We start from the raw sequence: 15208 nt of genomic DNA on the forward strand, positions 1-15208 counted from the left end.
CACTGAGCTCCTCCGCCCCGTATTCCCTCTATCGGGGGACGCGAACGCCGTCCGCCAGCTCACCCGCCAGCGCCCGGACGGCCGTCAGACCCGCCTCCAGGTCCTCGGCGTCCATCAGCCGCCGCACAAACGCCGTGCCCACGATGACGCCGTCCGCGTACTCGGCCACCTCGGCGGCCTGCCGGGCGTTGGACACCCCCAGCCCCACGCACACCGGCAGCGAGGTCGTCGCGCGAGTGCGCTCCACCAGCACCCGCGCCCCCTGCCCCACCGATTCCCGGGTGCCGGTCACCCCCATGATCGAGGCCGCGTACACAAAGCCGCTGCCCGCCGCGGTGATCTTCGCCAGCCGCTCGTCAGCGCTGCTCGGCGCCACCACGAAGACCGTGGCCAGGCCGTGCTGCTCGGCGGCCTTCCGCCACGCCTCCGACTCCTGGACCGGCAGATCCGGCAGGATGCAGCCCGATCCGCCCACCGCGGCCAGATCGGCGGCGAACCGCTCGACGCCGTACCGGTCCACCGGGTTCCAGTACGTCATGCACAGAACGGGCGCCCCCGTAGCCGCATGCACCTCGCCGACCGTACGGATCACATCGCGGATGCGAAGTCCGCCCCGCAGCGCGATGTCGTCGGCGGTCTGGATGACCGGGCCGTCCAGCACCGGGTCGCTGTACGGCAGGCCGACCTCGATGACATCGCAGCCGCCCTCGACCATCGCCGTCATCGCCCGCACCGCGTCGTCGACGGTCGGATAGCCGGCGGGCATATAGCCGATGAGCGCCGCGCGCCCCTCCGCCTTGGCCTTCGCCAGCACGGACCCCAGCAGCTCTGCGCTCATCACTTCTCTCCCTCGTAGAGCCCGAAATACCGCGCCGCCGTGTCCATGTCCTTGTCGCCACGGCCCGACAGATTGACCAGCACCAGCCCGTCGCTCCCCAGCTCACGCCCCACCTCGAGCGCCCCCGCCAGCGCGTGTGCGCTCTCGATCGCCGGAATGATCCCCTCGGTGCGGGACAGCAGCCGCATCGCCTGCATCGCGGCGTCGTCGGTGACCGCCCGGTACTCGGCCCGCCCCGAATCCTTCAGATACGCGTGCTCCGGGCCGACCCCCGGGTAGTCCAGACCGGCCGAGATCGAGTACGGCTCCAGGATCTGCCCGTCCTCGTCCTGGAGCACATACGACCGGGACCCGTGCAGAATCCCCGGCTCCCCCTTGGTCAGCGTGGCCGCGTGCTCCCCTGTCTCCACGCCGTGCCCGGCCGGCTCGAAGCCGAACAGCCGCACGGAGTCGTCCGGCAGAAAGGCGTGGAAAAGCCCAATGGCATTGGAGCCGCCCCCCACACACGCCGCGACCGCGTCCGGCAGCCGGCCGACCCGCTCCAGGATCTGCCGCCGCGCCTCCACGCCGATCACCCGGTGGAAGTCACGCACCAGCGCCGGGAACGGGTGCGGTCCGGCCGCGGTCCCGAACAGATAGTGCGTGCGGTCCACATTGGCCACCCAGTCGCGGAACGCCTCGTTGATCGCGTCCTTCAGCGTCCGGCTGCCGGTCTTCACGGCGATCACCTCGGCGCCCAGGATCCGCATCCGCGCGACGTTCAGCGCCTGGCGCTCGGTGTCGATCTCACCCATGTAGATCACACACTCGAGCCCGAACAGCGCACACGCGGTGGCCGTGGCCACGCCGTGCTGCCCGGCCCCGGTCTCGGCCACCACCCGGGTCTTGCCCATGCGCCTGGCGAGCAGCGCCTGGCCCAGCACGTTGTTGATCTTGTGCGATCCGGTGTGGTTGAGGTCCTCCCGCTTCAGAAAGACCCGCGCGCCGCCCGCGTGCTCGGCGAACCGCGGCACCTCGGTCAGGGCGCTGGGCCGCCCCGTGTAGTTGACCAGCAGATCCTCGAACTCGGCGGCGAAGGTCGGATCGCCCTTCACCTTGTCGTACTCGGCGGCAACCTCATCGACCGCGGCGACCAGCGCCTCGGGGATGAACTTGCCACCGAAGGCGCCGAAATACCCCTCGGCGGTGGGGACCTGACCCTCCGGGTCCGGGACAAAGAAGCCAGACGGCATCTGACGTACTCCTCAGTCGGGGCGGATGCCCCACAAGTCATAACGGACAAACGACACGATGATCGCTGCGCGCGGTCGGGGGTCCGGGGGTTTTTCCCTACCCGCCCCTTCCCGCAACTGGGGTCGCGCCCCCAGCCCCCGGCGGTAGCCGGGAGAGGCGGCAGGACCGGTGGACGGCGCGAGGGCTGCGGGCGCTCGGGGGCGCGGTGGGCTTTCCCCTGACCCGCCCCTTCCCGGCCCCTGCCGATGTGCGGCTCCGCCGCGCGGGGGGCTCCGCCCCAGACCCCGCCGGCAGCGGGACCGCAGAACCGGCGCACGGCCAAGGGCTACGCCCCCGGACCCCACCGACGGCAGGGCCGCCGCCCACCGGAGAAGCCGAGGGCTCCGCCCCAGACCCCAGCGGTAGCCGGGCAAGGCCGCAGAGCCGGCTTACAGCCAAGGGCTGCGGACCGGACGCTCCCCGGGGCTCCGCCCCAGACGCCAGCGGTGGCTGGTGGCTACGGGCAGGTGGCGGGGCGCCGTCGGAGGCAGGGCCGCCGTGGACGGCACGAACGGAGGGAGGCCCCCTGGGTACGCCTCAGACGACGAGGGGGCCAGTCAACCGGCCATGCTCGCCGCTGAGGCGACCCACCCGTCCCGGCGCTGCTCAGGCCTTGGCCGGGGTCACCGGCGGGAGGGGGTGGGGGTGCAGGGGTGGTGCCCTGGACGCTTACGCATATGTGTGGCGCCAAGTTCCGGGTAAGGCAACGCTTCCGGGCACCGGCGCCGTAAATATGCGGTCCAGGGTGACAGCCCCTTAAGGCCCCGCCCCCGGCACCGATCCACGAACCCTCAGCGCACCCCGCCGCGCCATCGGCGCCCATTGACCTGGCCAGGCTCGCAGCCGATGTGGTATCGCACGCGCCGCCCCCGCACCCGCCTCGCGGGCGCGCGGCAGCCTCGGGGGCGGCACCCCCGGGCCAAGCGCGCGTACGTGTCCATGAGGGCCTCAGTCCCGCCCGTGCCGCAGCGCCGGATGCGCACCCGCCGCGACCAGGTCCGCGACCGCGCCCTTCGGGTCCCGGCCGGTGACCAGCGACTCGCCGACCAGCACGGCGTCCGCCCCGTCGTTCGCGTAGGCGATCAGGTCGTGCGGCCCGCGCACGCCCGACTCCGCGACCTTCACCATGTGGTCCGGGATCTCCGGCGCGACGCGCGCGAACGTCCCGCGGTCCACCTGGAGCGTCTTCAGGTTCCGCGCGTTGACGCCGATCACCCGCGCCCCCGCGTCCACCGCCCGCGCGACCTCTTCCTCGTCGTGCACCTCGACCAGCGGCGTCAACCCGATCGACTCGGCACGCTCGATGAGCGAGACCAGCGCCTCCTGGTCCAGCGCGGCCACGATGAGCAGCGCGACATCCGCGCCGTACGCCCGCGCCTCCCACAACTGGTACGAGGTGACGATGAAGTCCTTCCGGAGCACCGGAATGTCGACCTTCGCCCGCACCGCCTCAAGGTCGGCCAGCGATCCGCCGAAGCGCCGCTGCTCGGTCAGCACGCTGATGACCGCCGCGCCGCCCGCCTCGTAGTCCGCGGCGAGCCCGGCCGGGTCGGCGATCGCGGCGAGCGCGCCCTTGGACGGGCTGGAGCGCTTGACCTCGCAGATCACCTTGACGCTGTCGCCCTTGAGCGCGGCGACCCCGTCCTTGGCCTGGGGTGCCTTGGCGGCCCGCTCCTTGAGCTCGTCGAGGGTGACGCGCGCCTGCCGCTCCGCGAGGTCGGCACGGACTCCGTCGATGATCTCGTCGAGCACACTCACGCGAGCGGCCCCCTTCCAGACGGGGATGAAGCTTCTGATCACTACTGGCGCAGCAGGCGTCCATTCGGAGGCGAGCACTTCACCAGGCACTGCGATGGTAGCTGCCGACGGACCGAGGTCTCGCATCCGGTTGACGCGGACCTGCGCATTCGACCTTCCCAAAGCCGATGCGGAACATCCGCCTACTTCCATTGTCTACGGTCACGGAGTTAGGAAACTTCCGAAGGGGAAGTTCCGGATAACGGTGAAACCCAGAACCGCCCCGGACAGCAGCCACCCGTGCACGACCCTCAGCGGCACGACCGGCCCCGCCGTCCGCCCCCGTGCGCAGTCCGCGAACCACCGCAGCCACACCACGGCGAACCCGAGGTAGCCGAGGACGGCGAGCGCGTTGGCCCCGAGCGCGGTGAGCGGCTCCCCATGGGCGACCGCGTACGCGCTGCGCAGCCCGCCGCAGCCGGGGCAGTACACGCCGGTGAGCCTCAGCAGCGGGCAGGCGGGGTAGTGGCCCGGCTCGTTGGGGTCGACGAGCCCGACGAAGGCGAAGGCGGCCAGGACCGCCGCGAGCACCCCCACGGGAGCGCCCAGCCGACCCACAAGCCCGGCCCCAGGGCCATCCGACGGCGCGGGTGTTTCCTCGGTCACATCGCCGAGTCTCCCCGCGGATACACGAAGGCGCAGCTCAGGGCCCGCGTACCCGCCTCCGTACGGACGTACTCCGGAGGACGCACACCGGACCCCGCGCCACATCTCAAGACGGATCAGGCGGGTCGCCTCAGCCCCGCACCCCGCCCCGTCCAGCCCAGCCCCGGCCTACTACTGGGTCTGCGCCTGCGGCTGCGGCTGGCCCTGCGGCTGGCCCTGCGGCTGCCGCTTCGGCGCCTGCCCGAGGCCTGCCGCGCGCATCGCCACGCCGACGACGCCGCCGAGGGCCACCACGACCATGCCCGCCCAGAAGCCGATCGGGTTGGCCAGCACGACGAACGCGCCTGCGACACAGAAGCCGATGAAGGCGATGGTGACGCCGGTCCAGGCGGCCGGGGTGTGTCCGTGGTTGTTACCCGCCATGAATACTCCTCGTTGCTCTACTGCCCCCGGGTCCCGGGCGCGCGGGGCGAACGCTCCCACGTCATTGTCCCCGACGCGCGAAACCGCCTTGAGCGGGGGTACCGCTCAGACCGGGGCCGGGCCGGGGCCGGGCCGGGGCCGGCCAAACCGCTCAGGCCGAATCCGCCCGCTCCGTCGGGTCCTCGCCGCGGTCGAGGGCCTTCCACAGCTCCTCGGGCCGCTCCGGATCCGCCGCGGACCCTCCGCGCCGCGCCCGCGCCGCCGCGCCGTGGCTCTCCCCACCGCCCGCGCGCTCGTAGCGGCCGGACATGGCGGGCCAGTGGCGGCCGTAGCCCAGCGCGAGCACCCCGGCGAGCAGCAGCAGCAGCCCGCCCACCATGGCGACCCAGGGCCACGGGGTGTACGCCACGTCGTGGATGGCGCTGTCGGCCAGGCCGGTCGCCTTGGACGCCTTCTCCTCGAGCGCCGCCTTGTCGGACGCGCCCAGCATCGCGCTGACCACGATCCCCGCCCCGCTGAGGGCCAGCAGCCCGGAGACGGCGTAGCGGCCGAGGCGGCTGACGGCGAACACCGCGACGAGCGCGGCGAGGCCGACGATGGCCAGCGCTCCGGGCAGCCCCGTGATGTCGTCGCCGTTCGCACGCTGCGGCAGGGTGCCTTGGGCGACCGCGGCCGTGCCCTTGGCCCAGGTACGGCTGGTGGCCAGCAGGACGAGTGCGGCGCCGAGCGCGCCGGACAGCAGCGCTATGCCGAGGCTGCGTCTACGGCCGCGCGCGGCTGAGGCGGTGGGCTCGTGATGGGCCCGGGGCTGGGGTACGGCTGCTGCGCTCACGCGTACCACTATCCCCCACGGGTCGGACAGCCCCGTCGCGGGGATACGGTATGCCTGATTCGACGCCGGACACCCGGAACGTCAGCCCCGCTCCAGAACATCAGCCGACCCTAAACGTCAGCCCCGCTCCAGCCGTCCCGCCGTGTGCACGGCCCGCAGCACCGCCGCCGCCTTGTTCCGGCACTCCGCGTCCTCCGCCACCGGGTCGGAGTCGGCGACGATCCCCGCGCCGGCCTGGACGTATGCCGTCCCGTCCCGCAGCAGCGCCGTACGGATCGCGATCGCGGTGTCGGAGTCGCCCGCGAAGTCGAGATAGCCGACGCATCCCCCGTACAGGCCGCGGCGGCTCGGCTCCAGCTCCTCGATGATCTGCATGGCGCGCGGCTTGGGGGCGCCGGAGAGGGTGCCCGCGGGGAAGCAGGCGGTGAGCACGTCGAAGGCCGTGCGGCCCTCGGCGAGCGTGCCGGTCACGGTGGAGACGATGTGCATGACATGGCTGTAGCGCTCGACCGACATGAAGTCGACGACCTCGACGCTGCCGGGCTCGCAGACCCGGCCGAGGTCGTTGCGCCCGAGGTCGACGAGCATGAGGTGCTCGGCGCGCTCCTTGGGGTCGGCGAGGAGCTCGTCGGCGAGGGCGGCGTCCTCCTGCGGGGTGGCCCCGCGCGGGCGCGTGCCCGCGATCGGGTGCACCATCGCCTGCCCGTCCTCGACCTTGACCAGCGCTTCGGGGCTGGAGCCCACGACGTCGAACCCCTCGAAGCGCAAGAGGTACATATACGGGCTCGGGTTGGTGGCCCGCAGCACGCGGTAGACGTCCAGGGCGCTCGCCTCGCAGGGCGTCTCGAACCGCTGGGAGGGCACGACCTGGAACGCCTCGCCCGCGCGGATGCGCTCCTTGATGTCCTCGACGGCCGCCATGAAGTCCGGCCCGCCCCACAGCGCGGTGTACTCGGGGAGCTCGGAGGCCGGCAGGGCGGTGGGGCCCGTGGGGACGGGGCGGGCGAGGTCGGCGGCCATCGCGTCGAGGCGCGCCACCGCGTCCGCGTAGGCCGCGTCGACTCCCGTGTCGAGGTCGTTGTGGTTGATCGCGTTGGCGATCAGCAGGACGGTGCCGTCCCAGTGGTCGAGTACGGCGAGGTCCGAGGTGAGCAGCATGGTCAGCTCGGGCAGCCGCAGATCGTCCCGGCCGCTCTCGCCGATCTTCTCCAGGCGGCGCACGATGTCGTAGCCGAGGTAGCCGACCATGCCGCCGGTGAACGGCGGCAGATGGACCAGCCCGCCGAGGTCGCGCGGGGTGTGCAGGGTCTCGATGGTGGCGCGCAGCGCCTCGAGCGGGTCGCCCTCGGTGGGGACGCCGACGGGCGGGGTGCCCAGCCAGTGCGTGCGGCCGTCGCGCTCGGTGAGGGTGGCGGCGCTGCGTACACCGATGAAGGAGTAGCGGGACCAGGACCGGCCGTTCTCGGCGGACTCCAGGAGGAACGTGCCGGGGCGCTCGGCGGCGAGCTTGCGGTACAGCCCGACCGGGGTGTCGCCGTCCGCCAGCAGCTTCCGGCTGACGGGGATGACACGGCGGTCGGCCGCCAGCTTGCGAAAGGTCTCGAGGTCCATCGTGTGCGCAGCCTGAGTCATGGCTGGCGAGCCTACTGGCCGAGCGGCAGGACGTCGGAATCGAAGCAGGTGCGGTCGCCGGTGTGGCAGGCCGCGCCGACCTGGTCGACCTTGACCAGAACGGTGTCGGCATCGCAGTCGAGGGCGACGGACTTGACCAACTGGATGTGGCCCGAGGTGTCGCCCTTGACCCAGTACTCCTGGCGGCTGCGGCTCCAGTAGGTGCAGCGGCCGGTGGTGAGGGTGCGGTGCAGCGCCTCGTCGTCCATCCAGCCGAGCATCAGCACCTCGCCGGTGTCGTACTGCTGGGCGATGGCGGGGACGAGACCGTCGGCGTTGCGCTTGAGGCGGGCGGCGAGGGCCGGGTCGAGGGCGGAGGGGCGGTCTGAGCCGGTCATGCGACCATTCTGCACTCCCGGAGCCCGGGGCCGGGCCGCGCGCCGGGGCGCCGGGCGCGCGTGGGATCCCGATGGCTCGGATGTCGGTGGGATGGGGCATGCTTCGGGCATGACGTTTCCGCCGTCGCCGAACGATCCCAACCGGCCTGGAAACGGCGGGGGGTTCGGGCCACCGCCGGAGCAGGGCTTCGGACCACCTCCCGAGCAGGGCTTCGGGCCGCCCACACAGCCCGGCCCGCCCGCGCCGCAGGGCCAGCTGCCGCCGTCGGGCGGCTTCGGGCCGCCCTCCCCCGCGCTGCCGCCCGGCGCACCGCCTTCCGGTGCGCTCCCGCCCGGCGCGTTCCAGCCCCCCGGCGCGCTTCCCCCCGGTGCCTATCCTCCAGGTTCACTGCCGCCTCCGCCCCCGCCCCCGCCGGGCCGCAACTCCAGGACGGCGGCGATCGCCATCGCCGCGGTGGTGGCGGGCGCGCTGGTCATCGGGGGAATCGTCCTCGCCACACGGGACAGCGGCGACAAGAACGAGGCGTCCAACGACACGAAGTCGTCGGGCTCCCCTTCGGGCTCTCCGTCCGCCTCGGCCTCGTCCTCCCCGTCGGCGTCCGCCTCCCCCTCCGACGAAGGGTCCGGCTCGGCCGACCCCGGGCAGGGCGCGCCGCTGGGCGGCGGCAGCGACGTCCCCGACGACGGCACGTCCCCCTCGGCCTCGTCCTCCGACTCCGCGGACCCCGGCGACCTGGTGCCGTATGCGGTGCTCAAGCCCGGTGAGTGCTTCGACCACCCCGCGCTGGACAGCAGCGTGACGAAGATCGAGAAGCGGGGGTGCAGCAGCCCGCATGACGGCGAGGTGGTCGCCAACGAGACCCTGACCGGGGACTTCTCCACCGAGAAGGAGATCCAGGACAAGGCGCTCACGCTGTGCGAGACGGACGCCAAGAAACGACTGAAGTCCATACCGAACGACGGCCGGATGTATTACTACTACGCGCTGTACCCGGCGCTGGGCACCTATCGGATCCAGGGCGAGGACCAGGTCTCCTGCGCTCTGACGCTCAGCTCGGGCCCGGGCGGCAAGAAGCTGAGCAAGCCGCTTCCGGGCTGACGGACTGACGGCTGCTGACGGGCTGACGGGCTGACGGCTGACGGCTGACGTGGCCTCATCCGGGGTGGCTCCGGGGGCGTCCCGGAGGCACCCCGGGCGCGCGATGGCACGGCGTGCCAGTGGCGGGGGCCGAGGGGCGGTCGTAGGGTGGGCGGTATGTCCACTCACGCGAGGCGCGAACGGCTGCTCCTGGCCGACCTGTTGGAGACCGCAGGCCCCGAGGCCCCGACGCTGTGCGAGGGCTGGACCACCCAGGACCTCGCCGCCCATCTGGTCGTGCGCGAGCGCCGCGCCGACGCGGCCGCCGGTCTGCTGCTCAAGCCGCTCGCCAAGCGGCTGGACCGGGTGCAGGCCGAGTTCGCGGCGAAGCCGTACGCGGAGCTGGTCCGGCTGTTCCGCGAGGGCCCGCCGCGGAGCTCGCCGTTCGCCGTCAAGCAGGTGGACGAGGCGGCCAACACCGTCGAGTTCTATGTGCACGCCGAGGACGTCCGCCGGGCCCAGCCGAACTGGCAGCCGCGCGAGATCGACCCGGTCTTCGCCGACGCGCTGTGGTCCCGGGTCGAGCGGATCGCCAAGGTGGTGGGCCGCAAGTCCCCGGTCGGCCTGGTGCTGCGCCGCCCGGACGGCCGTACGGTGGTGGCGCACCGGGGCACCCCGGTGGTCACGGTCACCGCGGAACCGGCAGAGCTGGCGGTCTTTCTGTTCGGCCGCCAGGACGTCGCCCGGGTCGAGCTGGAGGGCGACAAGGAGGCGGTGGCCACGCTCCAGACCGCGAAGCTGGGCCTCTAGCCCCGCGTCGGTCGGAGCGTCGGCGCACCACCCCCTCGCCTCACCTCACCACGGTCACAGCGCCCGGTTCACCGCGGCCAGGACGGCGTGCACCGAGGCGGTGAGCACGGAGGTGTCCTGACCGGCCCCCCAGCGGACGGTGTCGCCGACGCGGCATTCGACGTAGGCCATGGCGGGGCTGCCGGGCCCCGCGGCGGTCGCGTGCTCGGCGTAGTCGAGGATGTCCACGGCGAGCCCGGCGCCCGCCAGGGCGTCGGCGAAGGCGGACAGCGGCCCGTTGCCCGTCCCCTCGTACCGGCGTTCGCCGTCGCCCGCGTGTCGCAGGTCGCAGACGAACCGGTGCTCGCCGGGGGCGGTCTCCTCGGTGCTCCATGACGCGAGGGTGACCGGCCCGTCGTGACCGGGCGCCAGATACGCGCCCCGGAACAGCTCCCACAGCTCCTTCGCCGTGGCCTCCCGGCCGCTGTCGTCGGTGGCGGCCTGCACGACGTGGGAGAAGTCGGCGCGCAGCCGCTTCGGCAGGTCGAGGCCGTAGTGCGCCCGCAGCAGATGGGCGATGCCGCCCTTGCCGGACTGGCTGTTGACGCGGATGACCGCCTCGTAGGTGCGCCCCACGTCGGCCGGGTCGATGGGCAGATACGGCACCGCCCATGGCGCCTGCCCCTCCGGCACCCCGGACTCGACGGCCTGCCGGGCGTGCCTGGCCAGCCCCTTGCTGATGGCGTCCTGGTGGGTGCCGGAGAAGGCCGTGTAGACCAGTTCGCCGCCGTAGGGGTGGCGGGGGTGGACGGGCAGCCGGTTGCAGTGCTCCACGGTGTCGCGGACGGCGTCGATGTCGGAGAAGTCGATCATCGGGTCCACGCCCTGGGCGTACAGGTTCAGGGCGAGCGTGACCAGGTCGACATTGCCCGTGCGCTCGCCGTTGCCGAACAGACAGCCCTCGACGCGCTGGGCGCCCGCCAGGACCGCCAGTTCGGCGCAGGCGACCCCGGTGCCGCGGTCGTTGTGCGGGTGCACGGAGAGGACGACGTCCGAGCGCCGCTCCAGGTGGCGGTGCATGTACTCGATCTGGTCGGCGTACACGTTGGGGGTGGCGCACTCGACGGTGGCGGGCAGGTTGTGGATCACCGGCCGCTCGGGGCAGGCGTCCCACAGCGCGGTGAGGCCGTTGCAGACCTCCAGCACGAAGTCGGGCTCGGTGAGGTTGAAGACCTCCGGAGAGAACTGGAACCGGATGTCCTCGGGCCGCGCCGCCGCGAGCCGGGCCAGATGCCCGGCGGCGTCCCGGATCATCTCGTGCACCTCGGCGCGCCCGCGGCCGAGCACCACCTCGCGCCAGACCGGGGCGGTGGCGGTGTAGAGGTGCACCACCGAGCGGGGCAGGCCCTCGATCGCGGCGAAGGTCCGCTCGATCAGATCGCGCCGGGCCGGGGTGAAGACCACCACGGTCACATCGGCGGGGACCGCGTCGCTCTCCGCGAGGTGGCGTACGAAGTCGAAGTCGGTCCGGCTCGCGGAGGGATAGCCGATCTCGATCTCCTTGAAGCCCATCGCGACCAGGAGGTCGAACATCCGGCGCTTGCGCGGGGTGTCCATCGGCTCGGCCAGGGCCTGGTTGCCGTCGCGCAGATCCACCGGCACCCACAGCGGTGCCCGCTCGATCCGGCGGGCCGGCCAGGCGCGGTCGGTCAGGGGCACCGCGACCCGCTCGTACACGGACCGGTAGCGGTGGTACGGCATGGCGCTGGGCCGCTGCGGGTTCCAGGAGGGGACGTGGTCGTCATGAACAGCCATGGGGCCGGGGTTTCCTTCTCTCGATCGGAGGGCGACCGGCGAGCAGCACGGCACTCCGCGGCGGGGTGCCGGTCGGATCAGGCCCCGCCGCGGCAGCCGAGAAGGAGACCACGCAGCGTCATGCGGAACAGGCTAGCCACACCTCAGGTCCTCAGACAAGCTGAGGACCTGAGGAATACTGGAGAGAGGGGACGTGCCGCGGAGCGGCCGCCCCTGGGAAGCCATGAGCGCTCCTGGGAAGCTATGACCCTCCGCGAAAGCGATAAGACGACCCTCCCTGAAAGTCGCTCCCTGAAAGGTGAACCGGATGCCGCTGGGCGCCCTCCGTCCCACTCCCCTGGTCGACCAGGCGGCCGCGCGGCTGCGCGAGGAGATCACCGGGGGCCATTGGCCGGTCGGCACCAGGCTCCCCGGCGAGACCACCCTGGCCAAGACGCTGGGCGTGGGCCGCTCCACCGTGCGCGAGGCGGTGCGCGCCCTGGCCGGAGCGGGGCTGGTCCAGGCCCGACAGGGCTCCGGGGTCTTCGTCATCGCCACCGAGCCCGCCGAGGACTGGCCGGCCCGGCTCCGCCGCGCGGCCGTCACGGACGTGTTCGAGGTGCGCATGCTGGTCGAGGTGCAGGCCGCCCGGCTGGCCGCGCTGCGCCGCACCGACGCCGACCTCACCGCCCTCGGCGCGGCCCTGGACGCCCGGAGCGCCGCCGCCGCGGGCGACGACGCCTCGTTCGTCGACGCCGACATCGCGCTGCACGCGGCGGTGGTCGGCGCCGCGCACAACCCCGTGCTCACGGACCTGTTCGCCGAGTTCGCCCCCCGGCTGCGGCAGGGCCTGATCGACCTGGTGGACCTGCTCGCCCTGCGGACCGGAGCGGCCGGGACGCCGAACCCGGGCGACGAGGCCCACACCGCGCTGGTCCGGGCCATCGAGCGGGGAGACGCGGAGACGGCGGGCCGCGTGCTCCAGGCCGAGCTGGAGCAGACCCTGACCCGGCTGCGCGACGGCGACGGCCGCCTCGGCTGAGCGACACCGCGCTGACGGCCAGGGGACGGCGGCCATCCGGTCGGTGAGCGCGCGCTTCTGCCCCTCGGTGTCGTATCAGCGATCGAACCCCGCTGACGAATCGAGGCCGATTTTGCCCGGCCGCAGCCGGAGTGATGTCATCCGATTCGGCTAGCATGCGTTTTTATTCGCGATGTGGTGCGGCGGGCCAGGGGAGGGACGGCCGCAGCGCCGGGCGCGCTGATGTCCTCTTCGGGAGGTAACGGGGAAATGTCGTTCGACAGCGAGTGGTCTCAGCTCAAGGCGGACGCGGCCGGGCAGCAGAGCGCCCATACGCGACTCAACCAGCTTGCCGCGGCCGGCGGGGGCGAGGACGGCGGCAAGGCCTCCGATCTCATCGTTCACCAGGACGACTTGGGCGCCGTGGGGCACGAGGCCTTCGTTCTGCACGGGGAGCTCCAGATGTGCGCCCATATCTCCAATCACCTGGACCACTCGAAGAAGAGTCACGCGAACGACGACGAACTGATCGCGGCCTCGCTCCGAAACCGGGACGGCTCGGCCGTCAGCGTTTCCGAGATATCCAAGATGGTGAAGTAGCGGAAACGGGGGAATGACGATGGGGACTCTCACTTACACGGATCTCGTCGGGGTCGATCTGGGAAAGCTCAGTACCGCGGTCACGGACTGGAAGTCCGTTGTCGATGGTTTGAAGAAGCTGGTGAGCGATGCGCGTTCGGGACTGCTGAAGAAGTCGGAGGGTGCGCGGTGGGCTGGGCTCAACGCGACCGTCACGCATGAATTCGTCAAGAAGACCGTGAAAGAGTTCGAGGACCTGTACAAGGAGGCCAACAGCATCTGGGTCATCCTGGACGACGGGCATTCCGAGCTGACCAAGATTCAGTCCAAAGTCAAGTGGCTCGTCGCAAGGGCGCAGGAAGACGGGTTCACGGTCTCCGACGACTCCGACGGCACCGTGAGTTTCCATGAGTCCGGGGAGGGCGGGTCGCGGTGGTCACTGGACTCCACGCAGTCGTACACCGAAGCCGTCAATCATGAAATGCGCCGGGCCGTCACGACCGACCTTCTGGTCAAGCGCGCACTGGCCAAGATCCACGGCGGAGACCCGTCCGACGCGGGCCACACCCAGTACCACACTCTGCTGGACGTATAACGGGGGAGTCGCGACGGTGGAGCCCGGTGGCCATGGGAAGCCCAAGGTGTCTGCGCGCGCACGACCGGAGGGGCCGGTGCCGGGTCGGCGCCGGCCCACGTCCCCGCCGACGCCGCCCTGCGCCCTCCCCCGCCCCTCCCCAGCGGACGGCGGCCATCCGGCCGGCGAGCGCCCGCTTCCGCCCCTCGATGTCGCGGTGGTCGATCCGCTGCTCCTGGGGCCCGGCCGCAGCCGGAATGATGTCATCCGATTCAGCTGGCATGCGTTTTTATTCGCGATGTGGCGCGGCGAGCCAGGGGAGCGACGGCCGCAACACCGGACGCGCTGATGTTCTTTACGGGAGGTAACGGGGAAATGTCCTTCGATAGCGAGTGGTCTCAGCTCAAGGCCGAAGCAGCCGGGCAGCAGAGCGCCCATACGCGACTCAACCAGCTTGCCGCGGCCGGCGGGGGCGGCGGGGGCGAGGACGGCGGCAAGGCCTCCGATCTCATCGTTCACCAGGACGACTTGGGCGCCGTGGGGCACGAGGCCTTCGTCCTGCACGGGGAGCTCCAGAAGACGGCCGACATCGCCGGGGCCGGGGCGGACAAGGACGGCGTGGGGTCGTCCATGCAGTCGGCCAAGGCGCTGAGCGACCATAACTTCACCATGGGCGACGAGTTGAGCACGACGGTGTCCGTCTGGACTTCCCAGGTGAATACCATGTTGCAGATGTGCGCCCATATCTCCAATCACCTGGACTACTCGAAGAAGAGTCACGCGAACGACGACGAACTGATCGCGGCCTCGCTTCGACACCGGGACGGCTCGGCCGTCAGCGTTTCCGAGATATCCAAGATGGTGAAGTAGCGGAAACGGGGGAATGACGATGGGGACTCTCACTTAAACGGATCTCGTCGAGGTCGATCTGGGAAATCTCATGATCGCGGCCATGGACTGGAAGACCGTTGTCGATGGTTTGAAGAAGCTGGTGAGCGATGCGCGTTCGGGACTGCTGAAGAAGTCGGAAGGTGTGCGGTGGGCTGGGCTCAACGCGACCGTCACGCATGAATTCGTCCGCAAGACCGCGAAAGAGTTCGAGGACCTGCACAAGGAGGCCGGCAGCAGCTATGCCGTCCTGGACGACGCGTATGACCAGCTGACTGCGAGTCAGGACAAAGTCAAGGGGATCGTCAGAGACGCGGAGGTCCACGGGTTCAAGGTCTCCGACAACTCCGACGGCACCGTGCGTTTCGTCGGCGGGCGGCCTCCTGGAGCACTTCCACGAGGACAACGTGGGGTCCCGGGTAGCCGGTCCGGGTGATGGTCGGGGCGCACGACACGAGATCGCGTTCCGCACGGAAGATCGCCACCTGCAATCCCGAGGGATGCTGGAGGGCCGCGACGCCGTCGCCGAAGACGTACTCCGCGCCATCCCGGGTCCGCTCGTACAGCAGCCCCGTCAGGTCCTCGCGCAGTGGGCCGGTGCGCCGCGTCGCGCGGAAGCCGTACGGGCGCGCGGAAGCCGTACGGGCGCTGGGGTGCAAACCCTCGCAAACCGGAGCAAGCTGGGGACGGGCGGGAGAACAACGACCG

At 71.6% G+C, this 15208-nt stretch carries 17 protein-coding genes; 7 read left to right on the plus strand and 10 right to left on the minus strand.

All coding sequences use genetic code 11. The annotated features are described in order from the left end of the window. Nucleotides 1-28 precede the first annotated feature (28 nt). The 9 genes from trpA to hisI all read right to left on the minus strand — a co-directional run bounded on the left by trpA (nt 29) and on the right by hisI (nt 7777). The gene (gene trpA, locus ACZ4WQ_RS01310) at nt 29-838 is read right to left on the minus strand and encodes a tryptophan synthase subunit alpha (protein WP_311724814.1); all 810 of its coding nucleotides are present in this window, start codon (nt 836-838) and stop codon (nt 29-31) included. Continuing rightward, a complete protein-coding gene (trpB, locus tag ACZ4WQ_RS01315) occupies nt 838-2070 on the minus strand; it encodes a tryptophan synthase subunit beta (protein ID WP_358846027.1) in 1233 nt (410 codons plus the stop codon). The genes trpA and trpB overlap by 1 nt, the downstream gene beginning before the upstream one ends. Nucleotides 2071-2901: 831 nt before the next feature. After that, nucleotides 2902-3051 (minus strand): tryptophan biosynthesis modulator TrpM, encoded by a 150-nt coding sequence (trpM, locus tag ACZ4WQ_RS01320; protein WP_385339336.1) that lies wholly within the window; start codon nt 3049-3051, stop codon nt 2902-2904. A gap of 7 nt (nt 3052-3058) precedes the next feature. Next, nucleotides 3059-3868, minus strand: coding sequence for an indole-3-glycerol phosphate synthase TrpC (gene trpC / locus ACZ4WQ_RS01325; RefSeq protein ID WP_358846028.1), 810 nt, complete (start codon nt 3866-3868; stop codon nt 3059-3061). A gap of 201 nt (nt 3869-4069) precedes the next feature. Then, nucleotides 4070-4513 (minus strand): DUF2752 domain-containing protein, encoded by a 444-nt coding sequence (locus ACZ4WQ_RS01330; RefSeq protein ID WP_468021907.1) that lies wholly within the window; start codon nt 4511-4513, stop codon nt 4070-4072. A 171-nt stretch (nt 4514-4684) separates the two neighbouring features. Continuing rightward, nucleotides 4685-4936 (minus strand): HGxxPAAW family protein, encoded by a 252-nt coding sequence (locus ACZ4WQ_RS01335; RefSeq protein WP_385339329.1) that lies wholly within the window; start codon nt 4934-4936, stop codon nt 4685-4687. A 151-nt stretch (nt 4937-5087) separates the two neighbouring features. Then, nucleotides 5088-5768 (minus strand): TIGR02234 family membrane protein, encoded by a 681-nt coding sequence (locus tag ACZ4WQ_RS01340; RefSeq protein ID WP_311724809.1) that lies wholly within the window; start codon nt 5766-5768, stop codon nt 5088-5090. Between the two features lie 117 nt (nt 5769-5885). Then, on the minus strand, nt 5886-7400 hold the full coding sequence (locus ACZ4WQ_RS01345) for an anthranilate synthase component I (RefSeq protein ID WP_358846030.1): 1515 nt from the start codon (nt 7398-7400) through the stop codon (nt 5886-5888). Between the two features lie 11 nt (nt 7401-7411). Beyond that, the gene (gene hisI, locus ACZ4WQ_RS01350; RefSeq protein ID WP_311724807.1) at nt 7412-7777 is read right to left on the minus strand and encodes a phosphoribosyl-AMP cyclohydrolase; all 366 of its coding nucleotides are present in this window, start codon (nt 7775-7777) and stop codon (nt 7412-7414) included. 109 nt (nt 7778-7886) lie between these two features. On the opposite strand from hisI, the gene ACZ4WQ_RS01355 reads away from it, so the two are divergent. Next, nucleotides 7887-8876 (plus strand): hypothetical protein, encoded by a 990-nt coding sequence (locus ACZ4WQ_RS01355; RefSeq protein ID WP_358846031.1) that lies wholly within the window; start codon nt 7887-7889, stop codon nt 8874-8876. Between the two features lie 156 nt (nt 8877-9032). Beyond that, entirely contained in the window at nt 9033-9665 is a 633-nt protein-coding gene (locus tag ACZ4WQ_RS01360; protein ID WP_398370202.1) for a TIGR03085 family metal-binding protein, read from the plus strand. Nucleotides 9666-9719: 54 nt separating this feature from the next. Here the strand turns inward: ACZ4WQ_RS01360 and leuA are convergent, their stop codons facing one another. Continuing rightward, complete coding sequence (leuA, locus tag ACZ4WQ_RS01365; protein ID WP_398370200.1) at nt 9720-11459, minus strand: 2-isopropylmalate synthase; 1740 nt, start codon at nt 11457-11459, stop codon at nt 9720-9722. 307 nt (nt 11460-11766) lie between these two features. Here leuA and ACZ4WQ_RS01370 point away from each other — a divergent pair, with 307 nt between their 5' ends. The 5 genes from ACZ4WQ_RS01370 (at nt 11767) to ACZ4WQ_RS01390 (ending at nt 14936) form a co-directional block, all read left to right on the plus strand. Then, nucleotides 11767-12480: a FadR/GntR family transcriptional regulator gene (locus ACZ4WQ_RS01370; RefSeq protein WP_311724803.1), complete on the plus strand. Its 714-nt coding sequence runs from the start codon at nt 11767-11769 to the stop codon at nt 12478-12480. 249 nt (nt 12481-12729) lie between these two features. After that, nucleotides 12730-13059 (plus strand): hypothetical protein, encoded by a 330-nt coding sequence (locus ACZ4WQ_RS01375; protein ID WP_311724802.1) that lies wholly within the window; start codon nt 12730-12732, stop codon nt 13057-13059. A 19-nt stretch (nt 13060-13078) separates the two neighbouring features. Beyond that, complete coding sequence (locus ACZ4WQ_RS01380; protein ID WP_311724801.1) at nt 13079-13633, plus strand: hypothetical protein; 555 nt, start codon at nt 13079-13081, stop codon at nt 13631-13633. A 354-nt stretch (nt 13634-13987) separates the two neighbouring features. After that, entirely contained in the window at nt 13988-14482 is a 495-nt protein-coding gene (locus ACZ4WQ_RS01385) for a hypothetical protein (protein WP_311724800.1), read from the plus strand. Between the two features lie 82 nt (nt 14483-14564). Then, nucleotides 14565-14936: a hypothetical protein gene (locus tag ACZ4WQ_RS01390; protein ID WP_398370197.1), complete on the plus strand. Its 372-nt coding sequence runs from the start codon at nt 14565-14567 to the stop codon at nt 14934-14936. Nucleotides 14937-15208 lie beyond the last annotated feature (272 nt).

The organism is Streptomyces sp. NPDC028305 (genome assembly GCF_055569495.1).

Coding starts and splice junctions, on each gene's coding strand:
- trpA (WP_311724814.1), bottom strand. CDS start 838: ATGAGCGCAGAGCTGCTGGGGTCCGTGCTGGCGAAGGCCAAGGCGGAG.
- ACZ4WQ_RS01335 (WP_385339329.1), bottom strand. CDS start 4,936: ATGGCGGGTAACAACCACGGACACACCCCGGCCGCCTGGACCGGCGTC.
- ACZ4WQ_RS01345 (WP_358846030.1), bottom strand. CDS start 7,400: ATGACTCAGGCTGCGCACACGATGGACCTCGAGACCTTTCGCAAGCTG.
- trpM (WP_385339336.1), bottom strand. CDS start 3,051: ATGGACACGTACGCGCGCTTGGCCCGGGGGTGCCGCCCCCGAGGCTGC.
- leuA (WP_398370200.1), bottom strand. CDS start 11,459: ATGGCTGTTCATGACGACCACGTCCCCTCCTGGAACCCGCAGCGGCCC.
- ACZ4WQ_RS01390 (WP_398370197.1), top strand. CDS start 14,565: ATGGACTGGAAGACCGTTGTCGATGGTTTGAAGAAGCTGGTGAGCGAT.
- ACZ4WQ_RS01360 (WP_398370202.1), top strand. CDS start 9,033: ATGTCCACTCACGCGAGGCGCGAACGGCTGCTCCTGGCCGACCTGTTG.
- hisI (WP_311724807.1), bottom strand. CDS start 7,777: ATGACCGGCTCAGACCGCCCCTCCGCCCTCGACCCGGCCCTCGCCGCC.
- trpB (WP_358846027.1), bottom strand. CDS start 2,070: ATGCCGTCTGGCTTCTTTGTCCCGGACCCGGAGGGTCAGGTCCCCACC.
- ACZ4WQ_RS01370 (WP_311724803.1), top strand. CDS start 11,767: ATGCCGCTGGGCGCCCTCCGTCCCACTCCCCTGGTCGACCAGGCGGCC.
- ACZ4WQ_RS01355 (WP_358846031.1), top strand. CDS start 7,887: ATGACGTTTCCGCCGTCGCCGAACGATCCCAACCGGCCTGGAAACGGC.
- ACZ4WQ_RS01385 (WP_311724800.1), top strand. CDS start 13,988: ATGTCCTTCGATAGCGAGTGGTCTCAGCTCAAGGCCGAAGCAGCCGGG.
- ACZ4WQ_RS01375 (WP_311724802.1), top strand. CDS start 12,730: ATGTCGTTCGACAGCGAGTGGTCTCAGCTCAAGGCGGACGCGGCCGGG.
- ACZ4WQ_RS01380 (WP_311724801.1), top strand. CDS start 13,079: ATGGGGACTCTCACTTACACGGATCTCGTCGGGGTCGATCTGGGAAAG.